The organism is Phocaeicola barnesiae DSM 18169 = JCM 13652 (assembly GCF_000374585.1).
GTDB lineage: Bacteria > Bacteroidota > Bacteroidia > Bacteroidales > Bacteroidaceae > Phocaeicola > Phocaeicola barnesiae.
In genome coordinates, this window is the sequence record NZ_KB894646.1 from 1 (window position 1) to 17085 (window position 17085).

Annotated in this window: 9 protein-coding genes and 2 tRNA genes; 3 read left to right on the plus strand and 8 right to left on the minus strand. The window is 43.3% G+C overall.

The genetic code is table 11. From position 1 onward, the window contains the following. Window positions 1–98: 98 nt before the first annotated feature. The 5 genes from C510_RS0105075 to C510_RS0105095 all read right to left on the minus strand — a co-directional run bounded on the left by C510_RS0105075 (window position 99) and on the right by C510_RS0105095 (window position 7581). Window positions 99–172: transfer RNA gene (locus C510_RS0105075), tRNA-Arg, on the minus strand. Between the two features lie 26 nt (window positions 173–198). Beyond that, a tRNA-Arg gene (locus C510_RS0105080) sits at window positions 199–272 on the minus strand. Window positions 273–354: 82 nt separating this feature from the next. Then, a complete protein-coding gene (locus C510_RS0105085) occupies window positions 355–2661 on the minus strand; it encodes a patatin-like phospholipase family protein (protein ID WP_025892271.1) in 2307 nt (768 codons plus the stop codon). Window positions 2662–2875: 214 nt separating this feature from the next. Then, entirely contained in the window at window positions 2876–4927 is a 2052-nt protein-coding gene (gene htpG, locus C510_RS0105090) for a molecular chaperone HtpG (RefSeq protein WP_026320110.1), read from the minus strand. Window positions 4928–5037: 110 nt separating this feature from the next. Next, window positions 5038–7581, minus strand: coding sequence for an ATP-dependent Clp protease ATP-binding subunit (locus tag C510_RS0105095; RefSeq protein ID WP_022340221.1), 2544 nt, complete (start codon window positions 7579–7581; stop codon window positions 5038–5040). 276 nt (window positions 7582–7857) lie between these two features. Here C510_RS0105095 and gyrA point away from each other — a divergent pair, with 276 nt between their 5' ends. Both gyrA and C510_RS0105105 read left to right on the plus strand, forming a co-directional pair. Then, entirely contained in the window at window positions 7858–10428 is a 2571-nt protein-coding gene (gene gyrA / locus C510_RS0105100; RefSeq protein WP_026320111.1) for a DNA gyrase subunit A, read from the plus strand. A gap of 36 nt (window positions 10429–10464) precedes the next feature. Beyond that, window positions 10465–11682, plus strand: coding sequence for a tetratricopeptide repeat protein (locus tag C510_RS0105105; RefSeq protein ID WP_018710257.1), 1218 nt, complete (start codon window positions 10465–10467; stop codon window positions 11680–11682). A gap of 551 nt (window positions 11683–12233) precedes the next feature. Here C510_RS0105105 and C510_RS0105110 read toward each other — a convergent pair. The 3 genes from C510_RS0105110 to ligA all read right to left on the minus strand — a co-directional run bounded on the left by C510_RS0105110 (window position 12234) and on the right by ligA (window position 16230). Next, window positions 12234–12986 carry a hypothetical protein gene (locus C510_RS0105110; RefSeq protein ID WP_018710258.1) on the minus strand — a complete coding sequence of 251 codons (753 nt, stop codon included), beginning with the start codon at window positions 12984–12986 and terminating at the stop codon, window positions 12234–12236. Between the two features lie 233 nt (window positions 12987–13219). After that, window positions 13220–14113: a 4-hydroxy-tetrahydrodipicolinate synthase gene (dapA, locus tag C510_RS0105115; RefSeq protein ID WP_025892270.1), complete on the minus strand. Its 894-nt coding sequence runs from the start codon at window positions 14111–14113 to the stop codon at window positions 13220–13222. Between the two features lie 113 nt (window positions 14114–14226). After that, complete coding sequence (ligA, locus tag C510_RS0105120; RefSeq protein ID WP_018710260.1) at window positions 14227–16230, minus strand: NAD-dependent DNA ligase LigA; 2004 nt, start codon at window positions 16228–16230, stop codon at window positions 14227–14229. A 101-nt stretch (window positions 16231–16331) separates the two neighbouring features. Here ligA and trmD point away from each other — a divergent pair, with 101 nt between their 5' ends. Further along, entirely contained in the window at window positions 16332–17012 is a 681-nt protein-coding gene (trmD, locus tag C510_RS0105125; protein ID WP_018710261.1) for a tRNA (guanosine(37)-N1)-methyltransferase TrmD, read from the plus strand. Window positions 17013–17085: the final 73 nt, after the last annotated feature.

Genomic DNA, 17085 nt, shown 5'->3' on the forward strand with positions numbered 1-17085 from the left:
CCGCGACAGGATTCAAACCTGTAACCGGCTGATCCGTAGTCAGCTACTCTATTCAGTTGAGCTACGCGGCCAAAACTTCATCATGTTAACTAAAAGGGTGACCACGACAGGATTCAAACCTGTAACCGGCTGATCCGTAGTCAGCTACTCTATTCAGTTGAGCTACGTGGCCAAACTTTACATGTTAATCAGAAGAGGTGACCGCGACAGGATTCAAACCTGTAACCGGCTGATCCGTAGTCAGCTACTCTATTCAGTTGAGCTACGCGGCCATGTCCTTTCTGTTTGACGGGTGCAAAAGTAGGAGGTTTTTGTGAAATAACCAAATATTTCTACGCCTTTTTTGTAATTTTTTTATTCCATGAATCGGTTACCGAATAATTGCCACCCTAATGAAAGTCCCGCATTCCAGTTCCTTCTCGGTGAACTGTAGTAGTTTACGTATCCACTGATGGAACCGAATGGCAATCGGATAACCATGGACAATTCTCCAAAATATTCAATTCGACTAAAGAGTTTTCCGTAGTAGGCTTTGTGTGAATTATCTTCCAATATCGGGAAAATAGGAGCAAAACCATACAATCCGGCCCGGATGTGGAAAACAGAATTCAATTGATAGATGGGAGTTATTCCGGCACCTATAAATTGATTGGCACGGAAAGCCTCATTGTAGGTGATTTTACTGTGAGCAGTTGGAGCGAATTCTCCGGCCTGCATCATTGTAGCCCGATAATTATTGCTGAAATTCCGGGAAGAATAAAAGGCCTTTAAATAGGTTCCCAATGCAATATTTGGCTTGAGCTGATAGTACCTTTCTAACTCATAACATAATTGTAGCCATGATTGGATGTACTTGTAATCATTTTGAGTCTCGTTAGGGTTGGCACCTACATAGAAAGTTTCTTTTCCTGTATATATGTGTGCTGAAAGTCGTTCACGTCTTCCACTGGTCGCAAATTGTTTGCTGTTTAAGGTATTTCCGTCTAGGGCTACAGAGCCTCCGAATATTGTATAATTACTGGCGTCTCTTTTGTCGTTTTCAAAGTCAATGACGTTGGTTTGAAAATATTGGTCTTCCAGTCTGGCGATTCCTATACCGAATTCAGCTTTCTGACGGCTTAGAAAAGGAAGAGAAACAAAAAGCTTCACGTATTTCTCATTCTGTTGATTGAATGTAGGAGTATTCCCTTTATTGAAGAGTTTCGCTTGTTTCAAATAGTCAAAAGAGGACAGGGAAGCGACGAGCCGATAGGAGGTAGGTAGGCTGGTAGGAAGGTCAATTCTACCGGAAATCTGTAAGTTGTTATAGATTTGCCCCAATTGTCCGTCCACAGAAAATTCCTTAGCATAATTGTTCAAACTATGATAGGTAGCACCGATATAAACCTGATTGGCACCATTAGAACCGACATTCCCTCCGACTCGTAGAGATAAGTCATCCTCCATTTTTACCTTTAAATCCAATGTGTATGTTTCATCCAATGGATTATAGATGACATGAGGAATAATTTCTGAAATCATATTATCGGACATCAGACGGAAATATCCTCGTCGCAAGTCTTCAAAATCGAAAATGTCATTATCATGTGAATGAAATTCTTTCCGGATATATCGTTTCTGCTGGTCATTGGCACCTTGAATGGTAATCTTCTTGAATCGGAATTCGGGTAATGCCTTCTTGTATGCAATTCTACGCATCTCCAGTAACCGATGATTGGAGCGTCGGGAAATACGGCTCTTAATCGAGTCCATAAGCTCGATGGCACGGTTATAGCCGTTATCATGAAGTTCATCGTATCGGTCAAAATCCATCAAATTGACGTCGGTATATTTGAAAGTCATCAGAATTCCCATCGAATCCGGAATTTCGTAGTTCGTTTTTTGCATAATCATATTTTCCAGTTGCCCCATGATATCACCTTCTTTGGGCTTTCCTGGATTAGAACTTACGACGCTTCCGATTAGAATATCCGGATGGAAATCCTCCATCATAATATCTACTGGAAAATTGTTATAAATACCTCCATCGTATGCTAGAATGGAATCTATTTCAATGGGCTTGAACATCGCTGGGAAACTCATTGAGGCACGTACGGCATCGCCTAAATCTCCACTATTGAAGATGATAGGCCGTTTGTTATAGACATCTGAAGCTACACAGCGGAACGGTACGAATAACTTGTCGAAATCATTCTGGCAGGCAGCTGTCGCTTGACCGAACAGCTGGACGAATGCAAGATTCATCTGAAGAGGGTTTACCACACTGGACGGAAGAAATTGTGTCTTGACTTTGTGTAAAGGATTCTTTAAGGAAACACGGATATTGATAAACTCTGGTGTAGAAGGGTTCTTTTTAAAATAATAAATGTATTTCTCTTCGATATCTCCTGAGTACCAGCGCTTAAAGTCTTCTGATTTTAACAGTTTCTCCATATCGTCAGGAGAATAGCCCATGGCATATAAAGAGCCTATTATAGCTCCCATGGAAGTTCCGGTAATATAGTCAATTGGGATGTTATTTTCTTCCAGTGCCCGGATAATACCTATATGAGTCAGTCCTTTAGCTCCTCCACCGCTCAATACAAGCCCTACCTTCTGTGCTTGTATTGTAGAAGTCAATGTAAGTAAGCTACAGAGAAGTAATAGTATGGTTCTTTTCATGAAAACGAGAGATAAATATGTATCACATCATGTACACAAAGATAAGGAAAAAACTCAATGCTCCTAGTAAAAATGCTCTTTTTTCATGAATTAATCAGTTACAGATGGAGTTAAAAGTGAATCAATGTCAGGATAAACAAACTTACCCGAACTTCTGGGAAATCCATTGGTTCGGGTAAAAGAGGATAGAAATATGTAATGTCTTTGTCGACGTTTAAATCAACTCGATGCTACGTTTTACAAAGTTAGTCAAAGCTTCACCTTTCAACATATTGTTCTGTAGCAAGGCTAAGTCTATCAGTTGGTGTACTACTTTGTTGTCTGCTGCAGATTCGTTAATGATGGTTGTTTTCTGTTGCTTTTGCTCATTCAGTTTCTGTTCAACCTCGTTCAGCTCATCCTTTTCGGCAGTGCTGATATCTTCATCTTTCTTGCCTTCTTGAGCTTTACGTAACTCAGTCTGACGTAAATTCAGCATAGCTATTTCTGATTCTACAGGAACCAGTTTTTCTGCACAGGCAGATTCTGTATCTTCCAGTACTTTCTTAATCAGTTGATGGTCACTGTTCAGTACCAGGTTATACATATCCGGCATTTCACCATAGAAACTCATACCAGGTTGGATATTAGCCATTTCCTTCATACGGCGCATGTATTCAGCCTGCGTAATGACAATCGGTGACGCTGTTTCGCCCAAGGCCTGTGTCTCTACATGAAATTCTACTTTCTGCACTTTCGGAAGCTGTCCTTGGAACACAGTAGAAAGGAATTCTTTCTTATCTGCCGTCAATTCTTCTCCATGTTTCTCTTCTTTTACAATCAGACGGTCAATGATATCACTATCTACACGAGTGAAACGACTCTTTTCAAATTTTTGCTCCAGCATATTAATCATAGGTACATCCAATTGCCCGTCCATCATTAATACGTTGTAGCCTTTGCTCTTAGCTGCATCAATGTAAGTATACTGTTCGTCCAGATTATTGGAGTACAGGTAAATCAGATTACCATCCTTATCTGTCTGATTGTCTTTAATCAAGGTCTGATATTCCTCGAATGTATAATATTTGTTGTCAGTATCTTTGAAAAGGGCGAATTTATTTGCCTTTTCATAGAAATCTTCCTGAGTCAACATACCGTAGTTGATGAAAATCTTCAAGTCATCCCATTTGCTTTCAAATTTGTTACGGTCATTTTTGAAGATAGACTGCAAACGGTCTGAAACCTTCTTTGTGATATATGTGGAAATTTTCTTCACATTCGAATCGCTCTGAAGATAAGAACGGGAAACATTCAGAGGAATGTCCGGTGAATCAATTACACCGTGCAGCAATGTCAGGAAATCCGGAACAATACCTTCTACAGAATCAGTTACATAGACCTGGTTGCAGTACAACTGAATCTTATTCTTCTGCAGGTCTATATTGCTTTTGATTTTCGGGAAGTAAAGTACACCGGTCAAATTGAACGGGTAATCTACATTTAAGTGAATCCAGAACAGCGGTTCATCTGACATCGGATACAAGTCTCTATAGAACTTCTTGTAATCTTCATCTTTCAGTTCGCTAGGCTTTTTAGTCCATATCGGACAAGTATCATTGATGATGTTGTCTTCGTTCGTTTCCACTTGTTTTCCATCTTTCCATTCTTTCTTTTTGCCAAAAGCTATAGGAATCGGAAGGAATCGGCAGTATTTGGTAAGCAAGCCTTGGATACGTGATTCTTCCAAGAACTCCTTGCAGTCATCATCAACGTGCAAGATGATGTCTGTGCCACGATCTGCTTTTTCTGTCTCTTCCAAAGTAAATTCAGGGCTACCATCGCAAGTCCATTTAACGGCAGGTGCCTCTTCTTTGTAAGAGTTGGTAACGATATCTACCTGTTTAGCTACCATAAAGGCTGAATAAAATCCAAGACCGAAATGTCCGATAATGGCATTGGCATCGTCTTTGTATTTTTCAAGGAAATCGTTGGCTCCAGAAAATGCGATCTGGTTGATGTATTTTTCAATTTCCTCGGCAGTCAGGCCTAAACCGCGATCAGAAATGGTAATTGTCTGGTTTTCTTTATCAACGCTTACATGAATTGTCAAATCGCCTAATTCACCTTTGAATTCACCGGTAGAAGCCAATGTCTTAAGTTTTTGGGTAGCATCCACACCGTTAGACACCAGTTCACGCAAAAATATTTCATGATCGCTATACAAGAATTTTTTGATAATGGGGAAGATGTTTTCTGTTGTAACCCCGATATTACCTTTTTTCATCATATCTAAATTTTATAATATTCATTATATCGCCGTTAGGAGGACAAAAAAAATGCCAGACAAAAACTTGTCTGACATTTTGTCCTGTATCTGAAAGAACGTCACAGTCCTTATGGCTCGTTGATGAAGTCTACACCGTCTTTATTGGCGTTCAATTCTACGCGGATCGTATTGCCAGTTGCCGGATTTTCATTAATGATCATCTCTGCCAATCCGTTTTCAAGATAATTCTGTATGGCACGTTTAAGAGGTCTGGCACCGAACTGTACATCGTATCCTTTGCTTGCGATGAAATGTTTTGCCTCATCTGTTATGATTAACTTGTAGCCAATATTTTCTACACGTTTATAGAGGCCTTTGAGTTCGATATCAATAATCTTGTCTAATGCTTCCTCGTTCAATTGATCGAAAGTTACAATTTCGTCTAAACGATTAATAAATTCAGGAGCAAAGGATTTATTCAGCGCCTTGGTTATCACGCTCCGAGAGTATTCTTTCTCATCTGTGCGTGTTTGTGCGGCAAAACCTATTCCCTTGCCAAATTCTTTCAATTGTCTCGTACCCACATTGGAAGTCAAGATAATAACCGTGTTTTTGAAATCGACGGTTCTGCCATAACTGTCTGTCAGACGGCCTTCATCCATTACCTGGAGTAGGATGTTGTATACTTCAGGATGGGCTTTTTCTATTTCATCCAACAAAACAATGGAGTAGGGTTTCCGACGGACTTTTTCTGTCAGTTGTCCACCTTCCTCATATCCTACGTAACCCGGAGGGGCTCCAACAAGTTTAGAAACCGTATACTTGTCCATGTATTCACTCATGTCTATACGGATCAAGGCGTCTGTTGTACCGAACATTTCTCTTGCCAATTCTTTAGCCAGATGTGTCTTGCCGACACCGGTCGGCCCTAAGAAAAGGAAAGTACCAATCGGTTTGTTCGGGTCCTTCAGTCCTACGCGGCTACGTAAAATTGCCTTTACCAATGTTTCTATTGCCTGGTCCTGCGCAATGACCTTATTCAGTAAGGCCTGTTTCATTCCCTTCAGCTTATTGCCTTCCTGCTCAGCCATTCGTTGAACAGGAATTCCGGAAATCATGGAAACCACATTGGCTATCTGTTCTTCATCCACGACCTCACGATTCTCGCGAGATTTAGCTTCCCATTCCAATTTCATGGTTTCAAGCTCCTTCTCCAATGTCTTTTCATGGTCGCGGAAACTGGCAGCCAACTCGAAGTTTTGCAAGCGAACAGCCTCGTTCTTGTTGTTACGGGCTTCCTCGATAGCTTTTTCCTGTTCTTCAATTTCTTTAGGAACAGTGATATTAGTCAAGTGTACCCGTGAACCAGCTTCATCCATTGCGTCAATCGCCTTATCCGGGAAGTTGCGGTCTGTTATATAGCGATCAGTCAATTTGACACATGCCATGAGTGCTTCGTCGGTATAGGTCACATTGTGATGTTCCTCGTATTTGTCTTTGACATTCCTAAGAATCTGCAGTGTCTCTTCGGGGGTAGTTGGTTCTACCAGTACTTTTTGGAAACGACGTTCCAATGCCCCGTCTTTTTCGATGTTCTGTCGATACTCATCTAGGGTTGTGGCACCGATACATTGGATTTCACCTCTTGCCAGCGCCGGTTTCAGCATGTTGGCAGCGTCCATGGACCCTGCTGCAGAACCTGCACCCACGATGTTATGGATTTCATCGATGAACAGAATGACGTTCGGGTTCTTTTTCAGTTCATTAAGGATGGAGCGGATTCGTTCTTCGAACTGTCCGCGATATTTGGTTCCAGCTACAACCGAAGTCATGTCCAATGCTACCACCCGTTTGTCAAAAAGAATGCGGGATACCTTTTTCTGTACGATACGTAAGGCTAATCCTTCAACGATAGCAGATTTTCCTACACCCGGTTCGCCGATAAGAATCGGATTGTTTTTCTTACGTCGGCTCAAGATTTGTGCGAGGCGTTCTATTTCTTTCTCTCGTCCCACTACAGGATCCAGACTCCCAGCTTCTGCCGCTTTTGTCATGTCGGTGCCGAAAGAGTCTAATACCGGTGTTTCGTTGGCAGGCTTCCGTTCGCTGGTTCTGGTTGCAGATGGGGTGTCAGATGGGGATGGGGAGAATGCATTTCCCTTGTCTGCATTCGGCTTGCGTGAAATGCCTTCCTCTTCTTCCTCTTCTTCACCGAAATCCAGTCCACCTTGTGGTTCTGCCTTAGGTATCAGTTTATCTACTATTTTCTGGTAGGTTACTTCATTTTCTTCCAGCAGCTTGGAGGCTCTGTTCTGATTGTCTCTCATAATTGCCAATAATACATGTTCTGAATCTGTCTGAGTCGTTCTCATCAGTCTGGCTTCCAATAGACTCATTTTCAGAATTCTGGATGCTTTGTCTGTGAATTCGACTGTTTCTTCCTGGAAAGATTCCTTTTCAGCTTCTTCTTTTAATAAGGTTTCCAATTTGCCTTTCACTCGAGTCAAGTCTACGTACAGACTTCTTAATATATCAAATGCTTTGCCTTCTCCGTTACGGATAATCCCGAGCAACAAGTGCTCCGGACCAACTTTGCTATTGTGCAAACGGCAAGCTTCTTCTTTGCTATATTGAATGATATCGGAAACTCTTTGCGTAAATTGGTTGTTCATAATTTAACCCCTCTCTAAAAAGTCAATTGCCCTGGCATTTATGCCAGAAGTGCAAATATACATCTATAATTAATAGGATAAAAGTCCTTATGGGTTATTTAACAAAATGTGTGCCACATTAATAAAGGATACCCTTTTTAAGAGAGTGACACCGAAGAGTAAAAAACTTTAATAGGTAACACTTTTTTTGTATAAAATGTTTCGTATATCGGCTAAAAGTCGTACTTTAGCATGGTTTTTTACAAGCCAAGAGATGTATAATTAATATTTGTTTAAATGCAAGACCAAGACAGAATTATAAAAATTAACATCGAAGAGGAAATGAAGTCGTCGTACATCGATTACTCAATGTCGGTAATCGTAGCACGCGCCCTCCCGGATGTCAGAGATGGCTTTAAGCCGGTTCATCGCCGTATCTTGTATGGAATGATGGAACTAGGCAACACATCAGACAAGCCGTACAAGAAATCAGCAAGAATCGTAGGTGAAGTTTTAGGTAAATATCATCCGCACGGGGATTCTTCCGTATATGGGGCATTGGTCCGCATGGCTCAGGATTGGGCAATGCGATATCCGTTGGTGGATGGACAGGGTAACTTTGGTTCGGTGGACGGTGACAGTCCGGCTGCCATGCGTTACACTGAAGCCCGTCTGAAGAAAGTCGGTGAAGAGATGATGCAGGACTTGTATAAGGAAACTGTTGATTTTCAGAACAACTTCGATGATACATTGCAGGAACCGACGGTAATGCCGACACGTATCCCGAATCTTCTGGTGAACGGAGCCTCTGGTATTGCAGTAGGTATGGCGACGAATATGCCGACTCATAACTTGGCCGAAGTAATTGACGCTTGTGTAGCTTATATAGACAACAACGATATAGATGTTGATGGTCTGATGCATTATATCAAGGCCCCGGATTTCCCGACTGGAGGATATATATATGGTATAAGTGGCGTACGCGATGCTTACGAAACCGGTCGTGGACGTGTCGTGATGCGTGCCAAGACGGAAATCGAATCGCATCCTACCCACGATAAGATTATCGTTAATGAAATCCCTTACAATGTCAATAAGAAAGAACTGATTGAAAGCATTGCTTCATTGGTGAACGAAAAGAAGATTGAAGGTATTTCGTATGTGAACGATGAATCAGACCGTGAAGGTATGCGTATTGTCATCGACGTGAAACGAGATGCCAATGCGAGTGTCGTGTTGAACAAACTTTTCAAGATGACCGCTTTGCAGACTTCATTTGGAGTCAACAATATCGCATTGGTTCACGGAAGACCGAAATTGCTGAACCTGAAGGATTTGATTCGGTTGTTCGTAGAACATCGCCACGAAGTGGTTATCCGCCGTACCCGTTATGATTTGCGGAAAGCCAAGGAACGGGCTCATATCTTGGAAGGGTTGATTATTGCGTCTGACAATATCGATGAAGTGATTCGTATTATCCGTGCGGCCAGGACTCCGAATGAAGCCATCGAAAACCTGATGAGTCGTTTCCAGTTATCGGAAATTCAGGCACGCGCTATCGTAGAGATGCGTTTACGTCAGTTGACCGGACTGATGCAAGACCAGTTGCATGCGGAATATGAAGAACTGATGAAGCAGATTGCATACTTCGAAGAAATCCTGACCAACGATGAACTTTGTAAAAAGGTCATCAAGGATGAACTGATAGAAGTAAAGGAAAAATACGGAGACAAACGTCGTTCCGAGATTGTATATGCTTCCGAAGAATTTAATCCGGAAGATTTCTATGCTGATGATCAGATGGTTATTACCATTTCGCATCTGGGTTATATCAAGCGTACTCCTCTGTCCGAATTCCACGCGCAGAATAGGGGTGGAGTAGGGTCGAAGGGTAGTGAAACCCGCGATGAAGACTTCATTGAGCACATCTATCCGGCAACTATGCATAATACGATGATGTTCTTCACCCAGAAAGGTAAATGTTACTGGCTGAAGGTGTACGAAATACCGGAAGGCAACAAGACTTCGAAGGGACGCGCTATCCAGAATCTGTTGAATATCGATTCGGATGATATGGTGACGGCCTACCTGCGTGTCAAGAACCTGAATGATACGGAATTCATCAACAGCCATTATGTCCTGTTCTGTACCAAGCAAGGTGTCATCAAGAAGACATTGCTGGAACAATATTCCCGTCCGCGCCAGAACGGTGTGAATGCCATCACCATTCGTGAGGATGACCGTGTCATCGAGGTTCGTATGACCAACGGAAACAACGAAATCGTGATAGCAAACCGTAACGGACGTGCCATCCGCTTCCATGAGAGTGCCGTCCGCGATATGGGACGTACGGCTACGGGTGTACGAGGCATTACTCTCGATGAAGATGGAGTAGATGAAGTTATCGGTATGATTTGCATCAAGGATCCGTTGAAGGAAACGATTATGGTGGTTTCTGAAAACGGTTTCGGTAAGCGTTCAGACATCGAAGACTACCGTAAGACCAACCGTGGCGGTAAGGGTGTCAAGACCTTGAGTATTACAGATAAGACTGGTAAGTTGGTAGCTATCAAGTCTGTAACAGATGAAAATGATTTGATGATTATCAATAAGTCCGGTATAACTATTCGTCTGAAAGTAGCAGATGTACGTATCATGGGTCGTGCCACTCAAGGCGTGAAACTGATTGATTTGGAAAAACGTAACGACCAGATCGGTTCAGTATGCAAGGTTACTTCAGAGCCGGAAGATGATACTCAGGATGAAGAAAATATTTTGCCGGTAGGAGAGGAGGGATATATTTCTCCGGTAGACGATCAGCAAGAAGAGAACCCGACAGAAGAGGCAAATGAAGATGACAAGAATTAACTAGAATAAATTGTGTATTATTAAATTTGAAATGTTATGAAGAAGATTTTATTTTCAGCAGCATTGCTTTTCACTGTATGCTCTATGTCAGCACAGGAAAGCGTAGTGAAAGAAGCAAAATCGGCTAAAAGCGACCCTGTAAAGGCAGCTGAGATTCTGGAACCGGCTTTGGTAGATCCTTCTACAGCCAGCGATCCGGAAACTTGGAAGTTGGCTGGTGATTTCCAGAAAGCTATCTATGACGAAGAAAACATGAAGCTGTATTTGCCGGGTGGACAGGCTGACACTACAAAACTGTACAGCAGTTTGGCTAAAATGTTCGAATATTACACAAAGTGTGATGAAGTAGAACAGGCTAAGGTAAACAGTGGAGAACTGAAGAAACCGAAGTTGAGAAAGAAATTGGCAAAGACATTGGTAACTGTACGTCCGAATCTGACAAATGCAGGTTCTGATGCCTATAATGCTGGAAACTATGCCAACGCCTTGAAATTCTTTGGCTTGTATGTAGATGCACCACAGAATCCTTTGTTTGCAGACGAAGACGCTGTAAAGAATGACACACTGACTCCGTTGATTGCCAACTATGCAGCTCTGGCAGCCAATACATTGAAAGATGAAGCTGCTGTCATTAAATATGCAACCATCGGTAAGAACCATAAGGATGAAGGTTACAGATCATTGATGTGTCTGGCTGAAGTGTACGGAAAAGGTGAAAAGACTGACTCTGTACAGTGGTTGGCTACCATCAAGGAAGGTGTTGAAAAATTCCCTGCTCAGGAATACTTCATCGGTAACCTGATGGATTATTACATCCAGAAAGGTAAAATTGATGAAGGTCTGACTCAGATCAATGAAATTCTTGCCAACAACCCGACTCCATACTTCATGTATGTTAAAGGTGTACTTCAGTATGAAAAGAAGGATTACGAAGGTGCTATCGCTACTTTCAATGAAATCATCGCCAAGAACGGTGATTTCGTAGCTGAATCATATTCTAAGATCGGTGACTGCTATTTCTTCCCGGCACAGGTTATCGTAGAAGAAAATGCAAACCTTTCAATGGACGATCCGAAATACGCTACCAATGAAGGAAAGATTAAGGAATTGTATGAAAAGGCTAAACCTTTCTATGAAAAGGCTAAAGAACTGAAGCCTGATAACAAGCAGTTGTGGGGTCAGTACCTGTTGAACATCTACTGGAAGTTGAACAAGTCTGAATACGAAGCACTTGAAAAAGAATTGGGCTATTAATCAATAGGTATCTATTAGATTAGCAGGAAGCTTACCTGAGTTTACGGAGACATACGTATGCTTGGGTAAGCTTTTTTGCATTAATTATATGAAGATATATAGCCAAGAACAATACGTTATTGAACCGTTTTTTAGCCGAACTGCAGGATGTGACACCTCTAGGAGTATCACATGCCAGTATTCCCGCTTTTCAGCCTGTTATAGCCACAATTTTGCGTACCGGACTATTAAACGCCAAGGGTTTCTTAACTACTTTGACAAGGCAGAAAATGGCTTTTGTTTAAACCTGGACTTGTGATAGTTGAACATACAATGAGTTCAGGTTCATTATTTGATGGAAAGTGACGCAAAAACGGTCAGACGCATGCAATTCTGTCCGATATTCATTCCAGTGAATTCCTTGGCCGCATTTTTGTTGTAAAAACCACCCAGATACCTTTCCTACAACTTATCCATAAATGTCATATAATCAATATTATGTTTAATTAGATATATACAAAACCACTTTCTCCTATTCACCTTTCAAAATTCAGAGGAAATTACGGAAGAAACTATTTACATAACCGATAATGCAGGATTTTCTTCACTGAGTGGACTTCAGGATAAAGCGGCAGGAACTTTTTTGTCAAATCAGCCTCCCAGCATCCTTCTTCATCGACTCCATTGCGGACAGACAAACCCTCATCTAGCCGCAAGATATTATTGGGAAATGAAATGCTGATTTGTCTGGTCGCAGATTCCCATACGAAGGGAATGTTCTCTACCAGAATCTCATCCTGGTTTGAATTCAGAAGCAGATTCACATAGCCTCGTTCGCTTTCGTTGAATTCAAAATCCATAGAAGCCTTGTAGAGCGTTTCCGAGGCCGCCAGTTCGCTTTTTATGGCTTCCTGCACCTCCATATCGCCCCCCTCGATTTCGTACGAAATATCAGCAATGAAATACTTACGGACAGACGGTTCCACAAAGATTGTTACCTGTTGGGCATTGTGGGCATCGTCCATTACGGTCACAGCAACCTTTCCCACACTTTTGGGGACCATACTGATGGAATTACCGACGACTTGTGGGTACAGAATCTTCTCGTTAGAAGAGAATACGTCGTAATTGCCTACTCCTCCAAAAATAAGGATTTCATCCGGTTGGCCTACTGTACAGGAAATAGTAGCGTCATTGACAGGTATCTGCTGCAGGTTTCCTTTTTGCAGATAGAGTTCGATTTCACTTTCATCGCTGCAAGATACACAGCAAAGCAAGATAGTCAGCAGAGAAAATATGTATGTAAGGAATTTATCGGGTTTCATAGAATGTCGGTATTGATTTAAGATTCTTGTATGCTAACAAATTAAGCAAAAAAATATCATAATCACAACTTTTAACCCCACTACCCGATTCTTATTAACTGTATTTAACTTATCCGGTTTCAAAGCCAGCTGTACAAGCCTGTTACAGGAGAATTCCTTGAAAGAAAAAATGGATGGGAACGGCGTAACAGGCTCGTTTCCATCCATTTTCTGTCAGAAGGACTGCTGTCTTCTCAGCATTTGACTTGAAGTTCTTCCAGAATCTTGTGCATTTCCTGATAAGTGGTGATACGGGTCGGAACCAGCGGTAAACGCAACTTGTTTTCGATCATCCCCATCATACTCAACATGGCTTTTACACCGGCCGGATTTCCGTCGACAAACAACAACTTGAACAGTTCGGTAAAACTGTGGTGGATGTGTAGGGCACTCGAATAATCTCCTGCCAAGGCTAGACGGACCATCTTGCTGAATTCACGCGGAAAAGCGTTTCCAATGACTGAAATCACCCCTACTGCCCCTAAGGTGATCAGCGGGAAAGTGATACCGTCATCGCCCGAGATAACGTCAAAATTAGCCGGTTTGTTCTTGATGATATCGTCCATCTGGGTGATGTTGCCCGATGCTTCCTTGATAGCCACGATGTTCTCGAAATCACGGGCCAACCGCAAGGTTGTTTCAGCTGTCATGTTGACACCTGTACGTCCCGGTACATTATAGAGGACCAACGGAAGATTGGTTGATGTGGCGATCGCTTTGTAATGCTGGTAAATACCCTCCTGCGAAGGCTTGTTGTAATATGGGACTACTACCAATACGGCATCTACGCCCGTAAAATCGTCGTTTTTCAACGTATCGATGACGCCTTGGGTACAGTTGCTTCCAATACCCAGCAGAATAGGTACACGCCCGTTTACGCGTTCTATCACGGTTTTCTTTATCTTTTGCTTTTCTTCAGCAGTCAATGTCGGAGTTTCAGCAGTTGTTCCCAAAACGCAGAGGAAGTCTACGCCGTTCTGTACCTGGTATTCAACCAGCCGTACCAGTGCATCGTAATCTACACTTCCGTCTTCTTTGAATGGAGTAATCAGGGCTACTCCCATTCCTTTAAGTCTTCTTCGTATCATAAATGGATTATAAACTCGTTATTTAGGTGTACAAAAATACGAATATTTTCTTTCTATGCGTTATTTTTAATAGCTTTTTTGACTTTTCTGTGTGAAAAGTAAGAAAAGAAAGCCTATTCCTGTTCCAGGAGCGCAAGGAATTCATCTTCACTCATGATGGGGATACCTAGCTTCTGGGCTTTTTCCAGTTTGCTGGGGCCCATATTGTCTCCTGCCAGGATGAAGCTGGTCTTCTTCGAGATACTACCCACGTTCTTGCCTCCGTTCTTTTCGATAAGGTCCTTATACTCATCGCGTGAATGATGCAGGAACACACCGCTGATAACGATGGATTTCCCTTGCAGCTTGTCGGTCTGTCCAGCCAGGTCTTCTTCATCGGCTTCAAACCGGAGCCCTGCTTCCTGTAGACGTCTGATAAGTTCCTGGTTCTTATCATTGGCAAAATAGAGCCGGATGCTTTGAGCTATCTTTTCTCCGATTTCATCAACGTGTATCAGGTCATCCAGACTGGCATTCGCCAATTCTTCGATGGAGCGGAAGGCTTTTGCGATTTTCTTGGCCACCGTTTCGCCTACAAAACGGATGCCCAAAGCAAACAATACCCGTTCGTAGGGTACTTCCTTCGAACGGCTGATGCCTTGGATGATGTTATCCGCCGATTTCTCGCCCATCCGGTCCAACCGGCAGATATCGGCAGCCTGCAGGGTGTAAAGATCGGCTACGTCCCGGATAAGTCCTTCCTGGTAGAACTGGTCGACGGTTTCAGGACCCAGTCCTTCGATGTTCATGGCCTTGCGGCTGATGAAATGTTCTATCTTTCCTTTAATCTGCGGCGGACAGGCCGTTTCGTTCGTGCAGTAATGGGCAGCTTCGTCTTCGTAGCGCACCAGCGGGCTTCCACATTCCGGACAATGGGTGATGAACGTTACCTTTTCGCTGCCGGCAGGTCTGGATGCCAGGTCTACACCGGTAATTTTCGGGATAATCTCCCCACCCTTTTCCACGTAGACGCTGTCGCCGATGTGCAGGTCCAGCGAAGCGATGATGTCTGCATTATGCAGCGAGGCACGTTTCACTACGGTACCTGAGAGCTGTACCGGTTCCAGATTGGCTACCGGTGTGACTGCTCCTGTGCGTCCTACCTGATAGGTAACTTTCAGCAGTTTCGTCAGTGCCTGTTCCGCCTGAAACTTGTAGGCGATGGCCCATCGGGGAGATTTGGCCGTATACCCCAGATTCCGTTGCTGTCGGGCAGAATTAACCTTCAGCACGATACCATCAGTAGCCACCGGGAGATTCTTTCGTTCTACGTCCCAATAATTGATGAAATCGAACACCTCCTGTAAGGTGTGTGCCTTCTTCATGTGTGAGGAAATCTTGAATCCCCAACGGGCAGCTTCCTGAAGATTCTCATAATGGCCGTCGTGCGGCAGGTTTTCGCCAAGCAGGTAATAGAGATAGGCATCGAGCTTACGTGCGGCAACCACAGAGGAGTTCTGCGATTTCAAGGTCCCTGAGGCTGCATTGCGCGGATTGGCAAACAAAGGCTCTTCGCGCAGTTCTCTCTCCCGGTTCAGGCTTTCAAACGATTCCCACGGCATGAGAATCTCTCCACGGATTTCGAACTGTGCGGGATATCCTTCTCCATGCAATACCAGCGGAATGCTCCGGATGGTCTTTACGTTGTCGGTTACGTCATCGCCTTTAACGCCGTCGCCTCGTGTGACGGCACGTACCAGTTTCCCATCTTCGTATGTCAACGAGATGGAGGTCCCGTCAAACTTCAGCTCACAACAGATTTCAAAATCTTCGTTGAGTGCCTTGCGTACACGTTCATAGAATTCGGTGACTTCCGCTTCGGAATAGGTGTTGCCCAAAGACAGCATCGGGTATTTATGTTCCACCTGCGTGAAGTTCTTGTTCAGGTCACTGCCCACACGTACGCTGGGCGAATTGCTGTCGTAGTGTTCCGGATGTCTGGCCTCCAGGTCTTGCAGTTCGCGCATCAGCTTGTCGAATTCCTGGTCGCTGATGACCGGTGCGTTCAAGACATAATACTTGTAGTTGTGAAGATGCAGCTCTTCACGCAATTGGTCTATTCTTTCTATTTCTGTCATGGTGAGTCGAATGATGTTTCATGCAAAAGTAACAAAAATGTCTCATCGCACGGTGAGGGTGCGGCAGAATATTTGTACTTTTGCTGAAAAATAATGAAACCATGAGAATAGATATTATCACCGTTTTACCGGAAATGATTGAAGGGTTCTTCAACTGTTCCATCATGAGCCGGGCACAGAAAAAAGGGATTGCCGAGATTCATATCCATAACCTCCGCGACTACGCTTATGACCGTTACCGGAAGGTAGACGATTACCCGTTCGGAGGTTGTGCAGGAATGGTAATGAAAATTGAACCGATAGACCGTTGCATCTCTGCCTTGAAGGCGGAACGCGATTACGACGAAGTCATCTTCACTACACCCGATGGCGAGCAGTTCAACCAGAAGATGGCGAATACACTTTCCTTGAGTCAGAACCTGATTATCCTCTGCGGACATTTCAAAGGAATCGACTATCGTATTCGGGAGCATTTCATCACAAAGGAAATCAGCATCGGCGATTATGTGCTGACAGGCGGCGAACTGGCGGCGGCTGTCATAGCCGATTCCATCGTGCGGATTATCCCCGGAGTCATTTCGGACGAGCAATCGGCTTTGTCAGATTCTTTCCAAGACAATCTGCTGGCTCCTCCGGTCTATACCCGGCCGGCGGAGTACAACGGATGGAAGGTTCCTGATGTGTTGCTCTCTGGTCATGAAGCTAAAATCAGGGAATGGGAATTTCAACAGTCATTGGAACGGACCCAGCGTTTGCGTCCCGATTTGCTGAATGAAAAATAATGACAATTGGGGTTTCCTCCATATTGTCGCTGTTCGACTGATAAAGGAAAGAGGCCGGTCCATCTTCGGAGTC